At 68.2% G+C, this 15,815-nt stretch carries 14 protein-coding genes; 8 read left to right on the top strand and 6 right to left on the bottom strand.

What is annotated here, in order from left to right; genetic code table 11:
* Nucleotides 1–74 precede the first annotated feature (74 nt).
* Together AB0L57_RS08165 and AB0L57_RS08160 are read right to left on the bottom strand one after the other, a co-directional pair.
* Entirely contained in the window at nt 75–1,079 is a 1,005-nt protein-coding gene (locus AB0L57_RS08165; protein WP_364958851.1) for an SMI1/KNR4 family protein, read from the bottom strand.
* A 171-nt stretch (nt 1,080–1,250) separates the two neighbouring features.
* Complete coding sequence (locus tag AB0L57_RS08160; protein ID WP_364958849.1) at nt 1,251–2,240, bottom strand: sigma factor; 990 nt, start codon at nt 2,238–2,240, stop codon at nt 1,251–1,253.
* A 132-nt stretch (nt 2,241–2,372) separates the two neighbouring features.
* On the opposite strand from AB0L57_RS08160, the gene AB0L57_RS08155 reads away from it, so the two are divergent.
* Nucleotides 2,373–2,720 (top strand): DoxX family protein, encoded by a 348-nt coding sequence (locus tag AB0L57_RS08155; protein ID WP_364958847.1) that lies wholly within the window; start codon nt 2,373–2,375, stop codon nt 2,718–2,720.
* A gap of 57 nt (nt 2,721–2,777) precedes the next feature.
* Here AB0L57_RS08155 and AB0L57_RS08150 read toward each other — a convergent pair whose 3' ends face one another.
* Nucleotides 2,778–3,239, bottom strand: a complete 462-nt coding sequence (locus AB0L57_RS08150) for a hypothetical protein (RefSeq protein WP_364958845.1) — start codon at nt 3,237–3,239, stop codon at nt 2,778–2,780.
* A gap of 207 nt (nt 3,240–3,446) precedes the next feature.
* Here AB0L57_RS08150 and AB0L57_RS08145 point away from each other — a divergent pair, with 207 nt between their 5' ends.
* The 3 genes from AB0L57_RS08145 (at nt 3,447) to AB0L57_RS08135 (ending at nt 5,896) form a co-directional block, all read left to right on the top strand.
* Nucleotides 3,447–4,097, top strand: a complete 651-nt coding sequence (locus tag AB0L57_RS08145) for a hypothetical protein (protein ID WP_364958843.1) — start codon at nt 3,447–3,449, stop codon at nt 4,095–4,097.
* A 136-nt stretch (nt 4,098–4,233) separates the two neighbouring features.
* Nucleotides 4,234–4,731 (top strand): universal stress protein, encoded by a 498-nt coding sequence (locus AB0L57_RS08140; protein ID WP_364958841.1) that lies wholly within the window; start codon nt 4,234–4,236, stop codon nt 4,729–4,731.
* A gap of 76 nt (nt 4,732–4,807) precedes the next feature.
* On the top strand, nt 4,808–5,896 hold the full coding sequence (locus AB0L57_RS08135) for an isochorismate synthase (RefSeq protein WP_364958840.1): 1,089 nt from the start codon (nt 4,808–4,810) through the stop codon (nt 5,894–5,896).
* 63 nt (nt 5,897–5,959) lie between these two features.
* Here AB0L57_RS08135 and AB0L57_RS08130 read toward each other — a convergent pair whose 3' ends face one another.
* A complete protein-coding gene (locus AB0L57_RS08130; protein WP_364958838.1) occupies nt 5,960–6,178 on the bottom strand; it encodes a hypothetical protein in 219 nt (72 codons plus the stop codon).
* Between the two features lie 172 nt (nt 6,179–6,350).
* Here AB0L57_RS08130 and AB0L57_RS08125 point away from each other — a divergent pair, with 172 nt between their 5' ends.
* Together AB0L57_RS08125 and AB0L57_RS08120 are read left to right on the top strand one after the other, a co-directional pair.
* Nucleotides 6,351–6,521 (top strand): DUF2613 domain-containing protein, encoded by a 171-nt coding sequence (locus tag AB0L57_RS08125; protein WP_364958836.1) that lies wholly within the window; start codon nt 6,351–6,353, stop codon nt 6,519–6,521.
* A 55-nt stretch (nt 6,522–6,576) separates the two neighbouring features.
* Nucleotides 6,577–11,328: an alpha-(1->3)-arabinofuranosyltransferase family protein gene (locus tag AB0L57_RS08120; RefSeq protein WP_364959339.1), complete on the top strand. Its 4,752-nt coding sequence runs from the start codon at nt 6,577–6,579 to the stop codon at nt 11,326–11,328.
* Nucleotides 11,329–11,383: 55 nt separating this feature from the next.
* On the opposite strand, the gene AB0L57_RS08115 is transcribed toward AB0L57_RS08120, so the two are convergent.
* The gene (locus AB0L57_RS08115; protein WP_364959337.1) at nt 11,384–12,457 is read right to left on the bottom strand and encodes an acyltransferase; all 1,074 of its coding nucleotides are present in this window, start codon (nt 12,455–12,457) and stop codon (nt 11,384–11,386) included.
* Nucleotides 12,458–12,733: 276 nt separating this feature from the next.
* Between AB0L57_RS08115 and AB0L57_RS08110 the strand changes: the two genes are divergently transcribed.
* Nucleotides 12,734–13,873 (top strand): DUF3068 domain-containing protein, encoded by a 1,140-nt coding sequence (locus AB0L57_RS08110; protein ID WP_364958834.1) that lies wholly within the window; start codon nt 12,734–12,736, stop codon nt 13,871–13,873.
* Between the two features lie 67 nt (nt 13,874–13,940).
* On the opposite strand, the gene AB0L57_RS08105 is transcribed toward AB0L57_RS08110, so the two are convergent.
* The gene (locus tag AB0L57_RS08105; protein WP_364958831.1) at nt 13,941–14,612 is read right to left on the bottom strand and encodes a TetR family transcriptional regulator; all 672 of its coding nucleotides are present in this window, start codon (nt 14,610–14,612) and stop codon (nt 13,941–13,943) included.
* 71 nt (nt 14,613–14,683) lie between these two features.
* On the opposite strand from AB0L57_RS08105, the gene AB0L57_RS08100 reads away from it, so the two are divergent.
* Nucleotides 14,684–15,814, top strand: a complete 1,131-nt coding sequence (locus AB0L57_RS08100) for an NAD(P)/FAD-dependent oxidoreductase (protein ID WP_364958829.1) — start codon at nt 14,684–14,686, stop codon at nt 15,812–15,814.
* Nucleotide 15,815: the final 1 nt, after the last annotated feature.

The raw sequence follows: 15,815 nt of genomic DNA, 5'->3' as shown, positions 1-15,815 counted from the left end.
AGAGCATTCGGCGCCGGTTCATCTTCGGATGGACCGGCGCCGTCGCATCCTGTCCCGAGGATCCGATGCGGAGACTATTCGGCCGCCGGAGTGATCTCTTCGCCCACCGTCATCACCGTCCCCTGCACCGACAGATACAGTCCGGTCACTCGGATGTCCGGGCCGGGCCGGTCACGCGCCGCGCGCAATTGCACCGACACGGCGCTACCACCCGCGGGCACCCGAATCTCCGCCACCGCTCGGACGGTTCGACGGGAGTCGTCGATCCACTCCGGCCCGGCCGGGCGCGAATGGATCGGGACGGGACTTCCGTCGCGGAGTAGCTCCAGTGCCACGGCATGCGGCGATCCGTCGAGCACGGCGATATCGATATACGTGTGGATGCGGTAAGCGATGCCCGGAGCCAGTTCACCTCCCGCCAACCGGATCGCGGTGTCGGGGCTCGCGGGATCCGACTCGATCAGAGCTCGCTGCTCGCCGGAACGTCCGTACCGGGCCTGATCACCACCACCGCCCTCGGAAAACCGCAGCGGCAGCGGCGCACCGTCGGCCATGTCCACGAATGTGGGCTCGTCCTCCGCGGCGGCGCCGAGCCGGAAGGAGGCGGTCGGCGGCTGCCAGTAGTCGTGATCCCAATCCCGGTACCGGGTCCAGCGCGCACCGCCCGGCGGGTCCCCGATCAGGGTGCTGAACAGTTCCGATGTTCCGGAGACGACACCGATCAGGAAGTCGGCCATTCCGCCTTCGAACAGGCGCCACGACGGACTGCCCAGATGACGAAAGATGACCACGACCTGCCACTCGTTCGGGTCGTCGGCCTCGGTGAGCCAGTAGATCATGTCGCCGTTGTGGGTACCGCCCCACTGGAGCAGTCCACCCCGTCGGGGATACCCGGAATACGGCAGGCCCGCGCAGGCCTCGAGAACGCCGTATTCGTTCAGCTCCTCGGCGTTGTCCAGCAGTGGCGAGAACGACGGGGCCGGGCCGCTGCGCGCGGGATAGATGAGGTGAAGTTCCTGATTGATTGCACCATCGCCGTACAGATCGATGAAGTCCCGGAAATCCTGTGGCAACGCCACGCCAAGTGCTACGTCGATCTCCGGCCACGGCGGTCCGGACACAGGTGGCAGCGGCGGTGGCGGCATGATCGAATTCAGTTGAGCCACTGCGGGATGCACGACAAACCTCCAAAAAAAGCGCCGGCCGGAACGCTGTGGTTCCGGCCGGTGAGTCCACGGCGCCGGGCGGATCTATGCACCGAAGCTCGGCAGTATGACACGGATACTTTTGCGCTGCAGCCGAATCGGATCCGCGGTGACCTCGTAGCGAACAACCCGATCGCCCGAAATCACCAGCTCGAGCGTGGCGGCCAACACGCCGTGCGGCGCGACGACGATACCGATATCACCATCGATCAGGGCGAGGCCGGCGACCCGGGAGCGGCTGCGCAGCAGGATCGTTTCCTTCGCCACCTCCCCGGCGCCGCGCACCGTGGTGGCCACTCCGGGCGGCAACACGGCGGGATCGGCGACCCGGACCACGTCCGGCGCCAGCACGTCCAGCAGTTGCCGCAGATCACCCGAGCGTGCGGCGGCGAGAAAGGCCGAGACCACCTCGTGCCGGTGGTGGAACTCTTCGGCGGCCATCGCCGATTCACCGCGCACCCGCAGCCGGGCACGGCTCGCGAGCTTCTTGGTGGTGGCCGGGGTGCGGCCCACGATGGGCGCGATCTCGTCGAAGGGCACCGCGAACATATCGTGCAGGACGAAGGCGACCCGTTCGTCGGGACTCAGAAAACGCAGCACGACGAGTAACGCGCGACCGACCGAATCATGCAGTACCGCTTCGGCTTCCGGCTCGCGGTAGCCGGTGTCCGGGAACGATAGCAGTTGCTCGGGCGCCGCCGCCCAGTCGACCGGGTCTTCGCGGCGGGCGGTGCGAACACGTAACTGGTCCAGGCAGATACGGGACACCACGGTGGTCAGCCAGGCCGCCGGATTCCTGATCTCGATCGCCCCGGAGCCGCGTTCCGCGGCATCGGCCGACCGGTCGTTCTCCTCGTCCTCCGACATCCGCGCGGCAGCACTGTCGGGCGGCACCGCCACGTTCGCGTACCGCAGCCAGGTTTCCTGGACCGCGTCCTCGGCCTCGCCGATCGAGCCCAGCATGCGATAGGCGATATCACGCAAGCGGCCGCGGTGTTCTTCGAAACTCCGCGCCAGAATGTCCTGATCGCGCACCGGTCACCTTTCTCGGCTGCCGTTCGTCGAACGGATGCGGGACGGATTCGCCCTGTTCGTCCGCCGCCGTGAGCATCGGCTCACGATCCACGATGTCAGATCGGGGCGCCGAAACAGCAGGAGGGTGCAGCCATGCAAACCACATACATCACCGTCACCATCATCGCCGCCGTTGCCGCCGGTGCGGCCGCGCTGGTCGATTTCGTCGCCGCGGACTGGGTGCGCGGCAATATGCGCAATTACGGCATACCGGACTGGGCGCTGATACCACTGGGGGTGATCAAGCTGGCCGGAGCGATCGGGCTGCTCGCCGGGTTGGTGTTCCCGCCGATCGGGGTCGCCGCGGCGATCTGCTTGTTCCTGTACTTCATCGGTGCGGTCGCCACGGTGCTGCGGGCACGGTGCTACGCCGACCTGCCGTATCCGATGCCGTTCTTGGCCCTGGCGCTGGCCGCGGTCTGCGTACTGCCCGCGGCATAGACTCCGCGCGTCGATACGAGCACCGACGCCGGCCGGATCAGGCGCCGGCGTCGGTGTTCACACTGCGGCCGGGCCCGCGATCCGCTCCACCGCGGCGACGATCTCCGACAGCAGCGGCAGCGATTCGTCGCGCTGGGGCGAGCGTGCCCACCAGCGCCCCTCGTGCGTATGCCGGCCGAATCCGGTGGGCAGAATGACATTGCTGCGATGTGCGCCGACATCCACACCGTGACGTTCCAGCCGCACCGTGCGATCCAGATCGGGATGTCCGTCGAATACCGCGAGAAACGTTCGGCGCGGCGGATTCTCACGTACCAGGACCGGCCCGGGAATACCCCGGACGGTCAAATCGCCGAGCACCAGAGCGCCGAGCGGTTCAGGGGTGTTGACCGCCGCGACGGAGTCGACGAGCGGTAAGACGACGTATCCCGGCGAGGTGACGCGCACATGGGGTAGTCCGAACAGATCGCGGTATGTCTCGGCCCAATCCTGCGGCGTGGCAATCTCTTTCAATCGCACGGTACAACCTCGCTCACGGTCGATGTCCCGGTGCCGTATCCGGCTCCGATCGTCGGTTGTTCCAGTGAATAACGGAAAGCACAGCAGTTCCATGCGATTCGGTGAATCGCGTGCGAATTGTCAGCCACGACTGAGGTTCGGTCGTCACCGGAAAATCGGTGGCACGCCGGCCGGTTGCCGGGCAACACTGCCCGGATGTGCGATCCGATGACGGCCCGGACGGGCGATTCGACCGAGCGGGAACACTGGTGGTCGTGGGCGGAATCCGAGCGGGATGTGAACGCCCGTCGGCGTCATGCCGCGCAGTTGGCGGGCGAGCGGATTCACGAGGTCGTCTACTACACACTCGACTATCGCCGCGAACCGCTGCACCCCGAATGGCTCGGCAGCGGACCGCGCACGATCGAATCCGAGACCGAATGGTCCGAACCATTGTGGCGCTGCGCCGATTTCGACACCCTCGACCACGGTCTGGAACTACACACCGAATCAGGCCGAAAGTATTCGCTGACCTGGGACCCGACCGGCGACCACGAAGGTATCGGCCTGCGTCGCGCACCGATGCTCGGATCCGTGCTGGTTCCCGATGCCGATGTCGCGCTCTGGCAGGTGGGCCGCCGCACCGACCTGTGGCGGCCGTTCATGGACCGGCCGTTGACGGCGGTCGAACTCCATTATTTTCCGGATTCCACAATGTTCGGTGGATTCCGGTGCCCGCGAATCTCATTCCACGCCGGCAATGACCACCTCGATATCGTGCTCGGTGACGGCGACGACGACGGACTCGGATATTCGGCCGACAACATCGCGGTACTCCATCCGGGAACTCCCGTTCCGCCCTGGGGATACGGCCCCTGAACAGGTGCGCGCCGATGACTGGAGACGATCTCGGATCGAATTGGTAAATCCGACCCGACTTCATACATATCCGCAGTTCGCGCGGGTAGTCTCGGGGCGTATCTCGCCCACGGCACACCGAGTCCGGGAGGTCGTCATGACTTGCGACTTGATGCTCATCGCCTATGACGGATCCGAGAATGCCAAACGGGCCGTCGAATATGCGGGCCGTTTTCTGTCCGCCCCCAAAGCCGTGGTGCTGACGGCCTGGGAGCCAATGGTGCGCCAAGCCGCCCGGCTGTCCGGACTTTCCGGGGTGATGCAGCCGGAATGGATGCCGGACGAGGAGATCGAGGACATTGCCTACGTCGATGCCAAACAGGTCAATGCCGAGGGTGTACGGCTGGCCAAATTGGCCGGACTGAATGCCGAACCGCGCACCGCCGAATGCACGTCGACGATCTGGAATGCAATCGTCGATGTGGCCGACGAACTGAATGTCGACATCATCGTCGCGGGGACTCGTGGGTCGACCGGAATTCGAGCGCTGATGCATTCCAGTGTGGCCGAGGCGGTCCTCAAACACTGCCACCGGCCGATTCTGCTGGTACCGCCCGGAAAAGAACCGATACCGGTGAGCGATCTGGCGGGATGACGTGCCGCGGCGCACATGAGATCTGCGTCGCTACCCCGGCGTCACCGGTCCGGCACAGGACTATGGTCGGGGAGTTATGGACGGATTTCTGCTCGCACAACCGGGGACATCGGTCCGCGCGACCGGCATCCGGCGCGCATTCGACGATGCCTGGCGAGCGGCGGACGCACTGCGCGACGGCTCGGCCGGGCTGATCGTCGGCGCGATTGCCTTCGATCCCGCCGATCGGGCCGCACTCTGTGAACCCGAGCAGGCCTTCCACACCGCCGGTTCCTGGCGGCCGGCCGCCCTGCCACCACTGCCCGAGGTGCGGGCGATCGCCGAAATCCCCAGTCCCGCAGAGCATATGGCCCGAGTGACAAAACTCGTCGAGCAACTGTCGGACCCCGGGCAGGCATTGCGCAAGGTGGTCGCGGCACGCTCCGTGATCGCCGCGGCCGCCGAACCGCTCGACGCCGAGGTGGTGGCCGCTCACCTGCTGGTTCGCCATCCGCGGGCCAATGTCTTCGCGGTGGATCTGAGCCCCGCGGGCCGGACCGGAGCCACACTCGTCGGAGCCACCCCCGAGGTCCTGGTGGCCCGGCACGGCGAGACCGTCACACTTCGCCCGCTGGCCGGCACCCTGCCCCGCCATCCCGATCCGGCCGTCGACGCCGAGCGGTCACGAGAATTGTTGTCCAGCATCAAGAACCGCGACGAACATGCCTTCGTCATCGAGTGGATCCGGGAGCAGCTCACACCGGTGTGCGCGGATCTCACCATCCCGGACGGACCCGAACTGCTCGGTACCCCCGAAGTGTGGCACCTGGCGACCCCCATCACCGGCCGCCTGCGCGACCCCGCCACCACCGCCCTCGACCTGGCCCTGCTGCTGCATCCCACCCCCGCGGTCTGCGGCACGCCCACCGGCCTCGCGCTGCGGACCATCGCCGAGATCGAGGAGCCGCGCGGCTTCTACGGCGGCGCGGTGGGCTGGTGCGACGATCGCGGCGACGGTGAATGGGTGGTCGCCATCCGCTGCGCCGAACTGTCCGCCGACGGCAGCACCCTGCAGGCCTACGGCGGTGGCGGCATCGTCGCGGCGTCGGATCCCCGCACCGAACTGGACGAGACGACGGCCAAACTCCGCACCCTGCTGACCAGTCTGGCCTGCACCATCGCCTGACCCCCGGGCCGCTCGGCCACCGCGCCGTATGCGACGCGATGACACGAGCGAGCCGGCCCGACCTCAGCCGTGGTACGGCTCGAGCTGGTAGTAGCCGTCAGGCTGTTCGTAGCAGGCCATACCCGGCTGTCCGTTGTGATCGGCGAGGATCTTCTGATGCTGGCACTGCTTGTATGTCAGGTGATCCTCGGGCAGATTCGCCGCGGCGGTCCCACTCGCCAGCACCGCGAACGGCCCCCCGACCAGAGCCGCGGCCACCGCGACCATCGTTGCTTTGCGCATTTTCCCCTCACATCCAGTTGATGTTCTCCAATGCGGAACAGTCAGTTCCGAGAGTTAGGACGCGCCGTCACCCGAAACGGTTCCATCCCCTCGAGACGCCGCTCGAGCGCACTCCGCCGCCGATGTTGTAGGTTGACTCGGAAGACGCCTGTGTCGATGTTGGGAGTACGCGATGAAGTTTGCCGTCCCGGGAGCTGTGAGCGCCGTCGCCGGAGCGCTGCTCGGCGTGGTCGCGGTGTTCATCGTCGTGACGGCGACGGCACAGAACTCGCGCCCCGACATCGACCGCAGTGGTGACGCTGACTCGTCGCTGCTCAGAAACGTTGAGTACGGCGCTCGCTGAGTCCGCGACTCCTGCCGACCGACCCGCCGACACCGGATACTCGGCCACCGCACCACTGGGTCGGCGCTGGCTGGCCGGCACCGTTCTGGCCGCATTCCTGCTGACCTTTCTGCAGGCTCCCGGCCTCACCGTCGCCGACACCAAATACGATCTCGCCCAGAATCCGCTGGGCTTTCTGCACCGCGCCGCGCATCTGTGGAGCAGTCAGGCCCCGATGGGCCAGGTGCAGAACCAGGCATACGGATACTTCTTCCCGCACGGGGCTTTCTTCTCCCTCGGCCACATACTCGGCCTGCCGGCCTGGGTGACGCAGCGTATCTGGTGGGCGCTGCTGATCCTGGCGGGCTTCTGGGGCATCATCCGGCTGTGCGAGGTGCTGGGCATCGGCACCCGGGGTTCGCGGGTGATCGCGGCCGTCGCGTTCGCACTGTCGCCCCGGGTCCTCACCACCCTGGGATCGATCTCGTCGGAAACCCTGCCGATGATGCTCGCGCCCTGGGTGCTGCTGGCGCCCGCGGCGCTCGGCGCCTTCGGAATGTCGCGAGCGACCGGGCCGCCACGACCCGGATGGCGCCGACTGCTGCCACGTCGGCCGAACGCGGAATCACTGGCACTGCGCGGGTCCACCTCACCCGCGGCCAGTGCGCTCGCGCTGGCGCTGATGGGATCGGTGAACGCGGTGGCCACGGTGGCCGCCTTCCTGCCCGCGGCACTGTGGTGGGCCTCGTATCGGCCGAATCGCACCTGGTGGCGCTTCACCCGGATGTGGATACCGCTGCTGGTGCTGGGCACCTTCTGGTGGGTGGTGCCGCTGCTGGTACTCGGCAAGGTGAGCCCGCCGTTCCTGGACTACATCGAATCCTCCGGCGTCACCACGCAGTGGGCGTCGCTGGGTGAGGTGCTGCGTGGCACCGACAGCTGGACCCCGTACGTCTCGCCCGAGCGGATCGCCGGCGCGGTGCTGGTCACCCAGCCGGCGGCGGTGCTGGCGACCGGTGTCCTCGCGGCCGCGGGGATGGCGGGGCTGGCCCTGCGGTCGATGCCGGCGCGTGGCCGCTTCACTCTCGTTCTGATCGTCGGCCTGGTCGGAATCTGCGCGGGATACGCCGGCGAGCTCGGCGGCCCGTTCGCCGAGTCGATCCGGACATTCCTGGACTCCGGCGGCGCACCACTGCGTAATGTGCACAAGCTGGAACCGCTGATCCGTATTCCGCTGGTGATCGGCCTGGCCCACCTGCTGCGCCGGGTACCGCTGCCCGCCTCCGTGCCGATGCCGGTGTGGCGCAGTGGTTTCGCCCATCCGGAGCGGAACCGGATGGTGGCCGTGGCGGCCCTGCTGCTGGCGGCGCTGACCCTGTCGACCTCACTGGCATGGACCTCGAAACTCGCTCCGCGCGGCGCCTACGACAAGGTTCCCGCCTACTGGCAGGAGACCGCGGACTGGCTGGCGCACAATGCCTCCGACACCCGCGCGCTGGTGGTGCCGGGCGCGCCGTTCGGCAGTCAGATCTGGGGTCTCACCCGGGACGAACCGTTGCAGGCCATGGCCACGACGCCCTGGGCGGTGCGCGATGCGGTGCCGCTCACCCCGCCGGGCGCGATCCGCGCCATGGATTCGGTGCAGCGGCTCATCGCGGACGGCCGGCCGTCGACCGGGCTGGCCCCGACGCTGATCGCGCAGGGCATCGGAGTTCTGGTGCTGCGCAACGATCTCGACCCCGACACCTCCCGATCCACCCGGCCGATGCCGGCCCATCAGGCGATCGAGGGCTCGCCGGGGATCACGGAGGTCGCTGCCTTCGGTAATCCGATCGAGGTGGGGCACGGTGACGGACTGGTCGCCGACGGCGATCTGCGCCCCACCTATCCGGCGATCGAGATCTTCCGGGTCACCGCCGATCAGCCGGGCACCCCGGTCGATGTCCACAGCGGTCCGGGCGCACCCGCGGACTTCCCGGGTGCCCGCACCGTCCCGCTCGGGTCGGTGCCGGTGGTGCAGGGTGGTCCGGAGGTCTTGGAACGGTTGCGGCGCAACGCCCCACACGACACCGATGCCGCGGGTGCGAGCGGTCCCATGCTGCTGGCCGCGGATGCCGCCGCGGCCGGACTGAAATCCACCGCGACCACCATCACCGATACCCCGATGGATCGGGAGGCCGATTTCGGCCGGGTCGACAACCACAATTCCGCGCTGCGCGCCCCCACCGACGCTCGGCGTACGCACAACCTCGTGCCCGACTATCGGGTGCCGGGCGCACAGCTGGTCGAGGGCCGGTGGTCGGGTGCGACCGTCACCGCCTCCAGCTCCGCCGCCGATGCCACACAACTCGGCGGTGCCGCACCCGGCAGCTCCACCGCCGCCGCCTTCGACGGTGATCCCACGACCGCGTGGTTGAGCACCAGCGCCGAACACGCTGTGGGGCAATGGCTCCGGCTCGACCTGGATCATCCGATCGCCGCGGGGGCACTGCGGGTGACCACCAGTCCGGCCGCGATCGGCGTTCCGGTGAAATGGATGGAGGTGCGCACCGCGAACGGAACCGTGGCGGCGCGGATTACGAAACCCGGCGACCCGGTATCGATTTCGCTGCCACCCGGACGTACCAGCTGGCTCACGATCACCGCCACCGATACCGAGAACGGCACCGGCGGTGGGCAATTCGGTATCAGCGAGGTGAACCTGTTCGACTATTCGAACCGGGACGATCCGGTGCCCGTCGATATCCGTCATCGCACGGTGCTGCCGCCCGTACCGGCCGGGACACCGGTTCGCGGCTGGAATCTGGGCCAGGAATTCCCCGGCCGCAGTGGCTGTTTCGATGCGCCCGACCGGGTGCGGTGTAGTAAGGGACTGGCCCTGCCCCCGGAGGAGCCGGGCGCCTTCGAGCGCACCGTGAGCGTTCCGGATCCGATGACGGTGTTACCCCAATTGACCGTCCGCACTCGGCAGGGCCCGGCATTGGAAGGCCTGCTCACCGATCCGGAACGGCCGGTGGCCCGCGGTAAGGCCGATGTCGGCGATCTGCGCGGCTCGGCCTTCGCCGCGACCGACGGCGATCCGCGAACCAGCTGGATCGCACCGGAGGAGACGGTGCGCGAGAAGACCGGGGCCAAGCCCACTCTGACGATTCAACTACCGCGTCCGGAACTGGTCACCGGGCTCGAGGTCACCCCGCCGATGGGCGCGCTGCCGGCCCGGCCGACCTCGATCACGGTGAATCTCGGTGACGGACCTCAGGTTCGGGAGATTCCGCCGGCGCCGAAGGAGCGCGATCCGGCAGCCGGCGGGCAGCACTCCCCGAGTTCGGCGCCGACCACGACCCCCTCGCCCGAGGCACCCGCACCGCAACCGAAGTCGACGACCACACCCGCCCCGATGTCCGCGCCCCCGACCCCGGTCCGGCTCGAATTGCATTCCGCCGTCACCGATCACATCGAGATCAGTATCGATTCCTGGAAGCCGGTGTTGGATCGCACCGCACTGGGACTCACTCAGGAGCAACCGCCCGGGCTGGCGGAGGTGTCGGTACTCGGACCCGGCTATCCGGCGCCCGCACCCGGTGACCGGCCGGTCACCGTCGACTGCGCGCACGGTCCGACCATCGCCGTGGCCGGCCGGGTCCTGCACACCAGCGTCACCGGGACCGCCGACGAGTTGCGCACCGGGAAGCCGGTTCCCGCCGCCGTCTGCCCACCGGGCGCCGAGGCGCCGGAGGGCACCGTCGCGGACGGCGCCGCACAGCCGGTGGACCTGCCCAGCGGTTCGGTCGATGTGACGGTGGCGCCGACCGAGATGTTCTTCGTCGACGAATTGCGTTTGGACAATCCAGCTTTCGTGGCTACCACCGGAGACCGGCCCGGCGGCACCGCACCAGATGACACCGCGACCGGCTCGCCCGGCGACATCGCGGGCACCACACCCGACGACACCACGACCGGTCCGCCCGGCGGCGGCGAACCCGGCGGCATCACCGGTGGAGCGGCGGGTGACTCCGCGCGCACGCTTGCACCCGCGGACCTCCCCGGCGACACCGCCGCCGGCGTGCCGACCGGAATCTCCGCTCCGCCGGGAGATCGGCTCCTGACGCTGCCGCTCAGTACCAATGTCGGCTGGCAGGCCCACACCGCCGACGGTCACACCCTCGCCCCGGTGGTGGTCGACGGCTGGAAGCAGGGCTGGGTCGTTCCGGCCGATGCGCAGGGTGCCGTCACGGTCGAATTTCCGCTCGACCGCTGGTACCGCCTCGCCATTTTCGGCGGACTGCTGCTGCTGATTCCCTTGGTGCTGTTGGCGATACCCGTTCCCCGCAGGCTGCGCGAGCTGCTGCGCCGGGACGAGCGCGACACCGGGGCGGATGTCCTGACGGCCGATGCCGAAGGTGACGAGCCCGCGGCACCCGCAGACGAATCCGGCCGGACCGCAACGCCGCCGGACGCGGATCCGGGCGGCACGCCCGTCACCCACGACCCGCCGCCACGCACCTGGAACAGCTGGTGGCTGGGCGCGGCCGGTATCGCACTCGCGGCCTTCGTGATCGCCGGTCCGATCGCAACCGGCTGTGCCGCAGCGGCGCTGTGTGCGGTCCGGTTCCTGCCGCGCGCACCGTTCGCACTGGCCGCGACGGCCGGTGCCGGCGTCGTGATCGCCGAGGCGGCGCTGTCGACCGGGCCCTGGCGTTCGGGAACCGAATACATGGGCGGCTCACTGTGGGTGCAGTTCCCGGCACTCGTCGCCGTGATCGCGGTCGGGGTCGCCGCACTGCCCGTGCGACGACGGATCCGGCTACGGCGATCAGCCGCGGACTGACCGGGCTACCCACCGCAACCGGCCGGGAACCACGTTCGGCCCACCGCGGCCGGATTCAGCCCACGCGGCGTTTGACCCAGTGCCGGACCGGCTCCTCGATCAGGGCGTAACTGGCCGCCGCCAGCGGCAATGTGAAGCCCACCGTCAGCACCAGAATGTGGAGGAATCCGCCATTGAACGGGATGAACCCGAAGATCGGGAACATCATGGCCAGCACCACCAGATGCCAGATGAAGATGCCGTAGGACCACCGTCCGATGGTCAGCGCCAGGCCGCTCTCCAGCCAGCGGTGCCGGGCGGTGCCCACGACGAGCGGGGCGAGCAGGCCGAATCCGATGAGCGCGCCCAGCCCCATCTTCATCACGTACTGCCACGGTTCGCCGCGCTGCAGTCCGGCGGGTCCGGCCAGATCGGTCGCCGAGAGCGCGAAGGCCACCGCGGCGATCGACCACATCAGCCACCGATCACCGAGCCACCGCTGCCATCCGGGCGGTGTGGCCGTGGCGCCGAGTATCTCGGCGAGTTCGGCCAGCAGCATGCCCCCCGCGAACCACGGCAGATATCCCGGCAGCCAGTTGTCCGCGTGAATCGCGTCCGGCGTGGGCACCGGCAGGAGATTCCAACTCAGACACAACAATCCGAGCGCGGTGACCACGGGCGCCCGCCACCGCGCCGCGGCACCGCGCATCCACACCAGCGCCCACGCCAGCAGTGGTAGTACCAGGTAGAAGGCCATCTCCACCGACAGGCTCCACATCTGGGTGAGTCCGTCGGTGAGGGTCAGCGGGACGAAGACCTGCAGCAGCGACAGATTGGCCACCCACACCCGCAACCCCGCCGAATGGGCCGCGGAGGGCAGCAGCGTCAGGGCGGCACACACCACCACCCAGTAGGCGGGCAGGATCCGGGCGGCGCGATGCAGGAGATAGCGGCCGGCGGACGGTGCGGTGCCCAGACCGCGGGCGGCGGCCGCGTGCGGGCGCCACAGCAGGAATCCGGACAGACCGAAGAAGACGGCGACCGCCATATCGAACCGCCCCCACACCCGGCCGAGTACCGGGGTGCCCGCGGCACCGGTCTGGAAGGCGACGTGGGTGACCACCACGCCCAGTGCGGCCAGGCCGCGCATACCCTCCAGCGCCGGAATGAATCTGCGTATCCCGGGCACCGCGGGGCGGACCGGCGTCGTGGTGCCGGTCGGTGCGGGCTCGGAGGTGGTGGTCATCGGGTCCAGTCTGCCGCCCACCCGCGCCGGCCTCCTTTTTCGGGGTGTTTTCCGCACTCAGCTCGGCAGGTTCGGGTATGCGGCTGTTAGTGTCGGGGCTCACGAGTGCTCGTGAGGTCGACCGCGCCCGGTCGTGACGCGCACCCGGACGAGACTTGTTCGACGACGAGGAGAGTTTGCATGGCACTCAGTGCCGGTACCAAGAGGACGGTGGCCTGCCTGCTCGTGGGACTCGGTGCGCTGTTGATCGTCGCAGCGATACTGATACCAACCTACGGGATCAGCCAGTTGGGCAAGACTCCCCTCGACCTCGAGATCACCACCATCGCATCGAACAAACAAGGTGCGACCAGTGAGGTGCTGGACGCGAAGTCGCTCACCTCGGGCGAAGGCCCGGTGCAGATCGACAAGAACGTCCCCCTGATCTCGCAGCGATTCCTCACCGTCGAGGATCCCTCGGACAAGACCAACATGACCATCCAGGCCGGGCAGACGCTGCGCAACACCGGTAAGAGTGGCGACACCGGTTTGCTGTCGGCGACCATCGACCGCGTCACCATCAACCGCAAGACCGGTGAGCCGATCGACGACGACCCCAACGGCTCCATCGCCGTCACCGTCGACAGCAAGGGCAACAGTGTCCCGGATCCGGTGCAGCACACGGGCTTGCAGTACCGATTCCCGATCGGTACCGAGAAGACCACCTACCCGTACTTCGACATCAACGCACGCCAGTCGTTCGATATGAAGTTCATGGAAGAGACCGAGATCAACGATCTGAAGGTCTACCACTTCCAGCAGCAGGTCCCGCCGACCGATCTGTCGAAGGTCGTGTCCTCGCCGACCAACCGGCTGACCTTCCCGGCCGCCAAGTGGGGCGTCGAGGGCGACGGCGACATCACCATGAGCCGCTACTACACCAACACCCGTGACATCTGGGTGGAGCCCAAGACCGGCACCATCGTGAACGGCTCCGAGCAGCTGCACATGTATTACGCGCGCACCGCCGACAAGCCGGAGGTCACCGCGATCAACTCGACGCTGGTCTTCGATCCGGACACCGTGCAGTCGCAGATCGACGAAGCCCACAAGTACATGGACGAGCTGTCGCTGTACGGCCGGACGCTGCCGATCGTCTTCGGTGTGCTGGGTGCCATCTCGCTGATCGCCGGTCTGGTGCTGGGCCTGCGCGGCGACGGCGGTTCGTCGAAGCCGGGCCGCCTGGTGCGCAAGCCCACCACCACCCCGCCGGGTGACAAGCCGGGCCAGGCCTTCTCGGATGCGCCGACCCAGCAGATCGATATCAGCAAGAACCTGTAGGTTCTTCCCGCGCACACAGTGGCTCCCCGGTTTTCGAAAACCGGGGAGCCACTGGCGTTTTCCCGGCCTAGCCGGCGATGCCGGCCAGAATGAGGTCGACACCGGCGAGAAACTGCTCGCGATCGTCGTGCCCGCGCAGCCGGGTGGCGAACCGGTGCACGAACGGATAGCGCGCGGAATCGAGCTGTTCCCATTGCGTGGCGACGGCGGCGAGGAATGCCGAACGATCCGTATCGCGCGGGAGCCGGGCGGCCGCGGCGTACTGTCCGGCGAGGCCGAGCAGGTAACTCAGCAGCGCGGAAGCCGAATCGAATTGCGCCCGTTCGGAAGCCCCGAGGGCCGCCAGCTGGGTGCCGATACCTTCGAGCACCGGCAGCATCGCCGGTTGCCACGGCTCGCGGGAGAGCTGGGCTCCCACCCATGGGTGCGCGTCGATCGCATCGAACACCCCGAGGGCGATGGCTCGAATGGTCCGGCGGGGATCTCCGTCGCCGCGCACCCGGGCCATGGCCGAACCGAGGACGTCGTCGGTTGCCGCCGCGAGTAGCTCGCTCTTGTTCGCGACGTGCCAGTAGATCGCCCCGGCGCCGGTATCCAGTCGGGCGGTGAGTGCGCGGAAGGTCAGCGCGCTCTCCCCTTCGGTATCGAGGATCTCTATCGCCACCTCGACGATCCGATCCTTGGACAGCGCATCCGCACGTCGCTCGGCACGTTGTTTCCTGGTTGCCACGCAGACCATCTTGACATCTGTGGAACGTTGTTCCAAACTTGACTGGAACGACGTTCCAGACTATTCGGAAGGAGACCACGATGACGACACCGATCACCATCATCGGGGCGGGCCTCGGCGGCCTCACCCTCGCGCGCGTTCTCCACGTCCACGGCATCGCGGCGACGATCTACGAGGCCGAACCCTCGGCCCAGGCCCGCACCCAGGGCGGACAGCTCGACATCCACACCGACGACGGGCAGGTCGCACTCGCGGCGGCCGGCCTCACCGACGAATTCCGCGCGATCATCCACCACGGCGCCGAGGCATTGCGCATGCTCACTCCACAGGGCGCCGTACTACGGGAAGAGCCGGACGACGGCACGGCCGCCCGGCCCGAGGTGCTGCGCGGGGATCTGCGCCGGATCCTGATCGACTCGTTGCCCGACGGGACGATCCGATGGGGGCACAAGGTCCGCGAGGTCCGGCCGCTGGACGGGGGTCGCCACGAGGTGGCCTTCACCGACGGCTCCACGGTCACCGCGGACCTCGTCGTCGGCGCCGACGGCGCCTGGTCGAAGGTCCGGCCGCTGCTGTCGGATGCCGTTCCGGAATACATCGGCACGACATTCATCGAGACCTATCTGTACGACGTCGACGCACATCACCCGGCATCGGCCGCGGCGGTCGGCGACGGTGCGATGTACGCGCTGACGCCGGGCACGGGGATCACCGCTCATCGCGAGGCGGGCGACATCGTGCACACCTATGTCCAGCTGAATCGCTCCGCCGAGTGGATCGCCGGCATCGACTTCACCGACGCCGCGACCGCGACCGCTCGCATCGCGGAGGAGTTCGAGGGCTGGGCGCCGGAACTCACCGCGCTGCTCACCGACGGTGAATCCGCGCCGGTCCCGCGCATGATCCACACCCTCCCGGACGGGCACCGATGGGACCGGGTGGCCGGGGTGACGCTCCTCGGTGACGCCGCACATCTGATGCCGCCCTCCGGCGACGGCGCGAATCTGGCGATGCTGGACGGCGCCGAACTGGCGCAGGCGATCGCCGCGCATCCGGGCGATGTCGAGGCCGCGCTCGCCGCCTACGAAGCGCGGCTGTTCACCCGCAGCACGGCGGCGTACGCGGATGCGCGGGAGGTGCTCGAACTCTGCCTGGGTGAGCGCGCGCCGTTCGGGCTCATCGAGATGTTCAGCGGCGCCGGTGTGAACTGAG

Origin of the sequence: Nocardia sp. NPDC052254, assembly GCF_040679495.1 — a bacterium.
Classification (GTDB): Bacteria; Actinomycetota; Actinomycetes; order Mycobacteriales; family Mycobacteriaceae; genus Nocardia.
The sequence above is the reverse complement of the archived record's forward strand: the minus strand, read 5'-3'. Positions and strand labels throughout refer to the sequence as shown.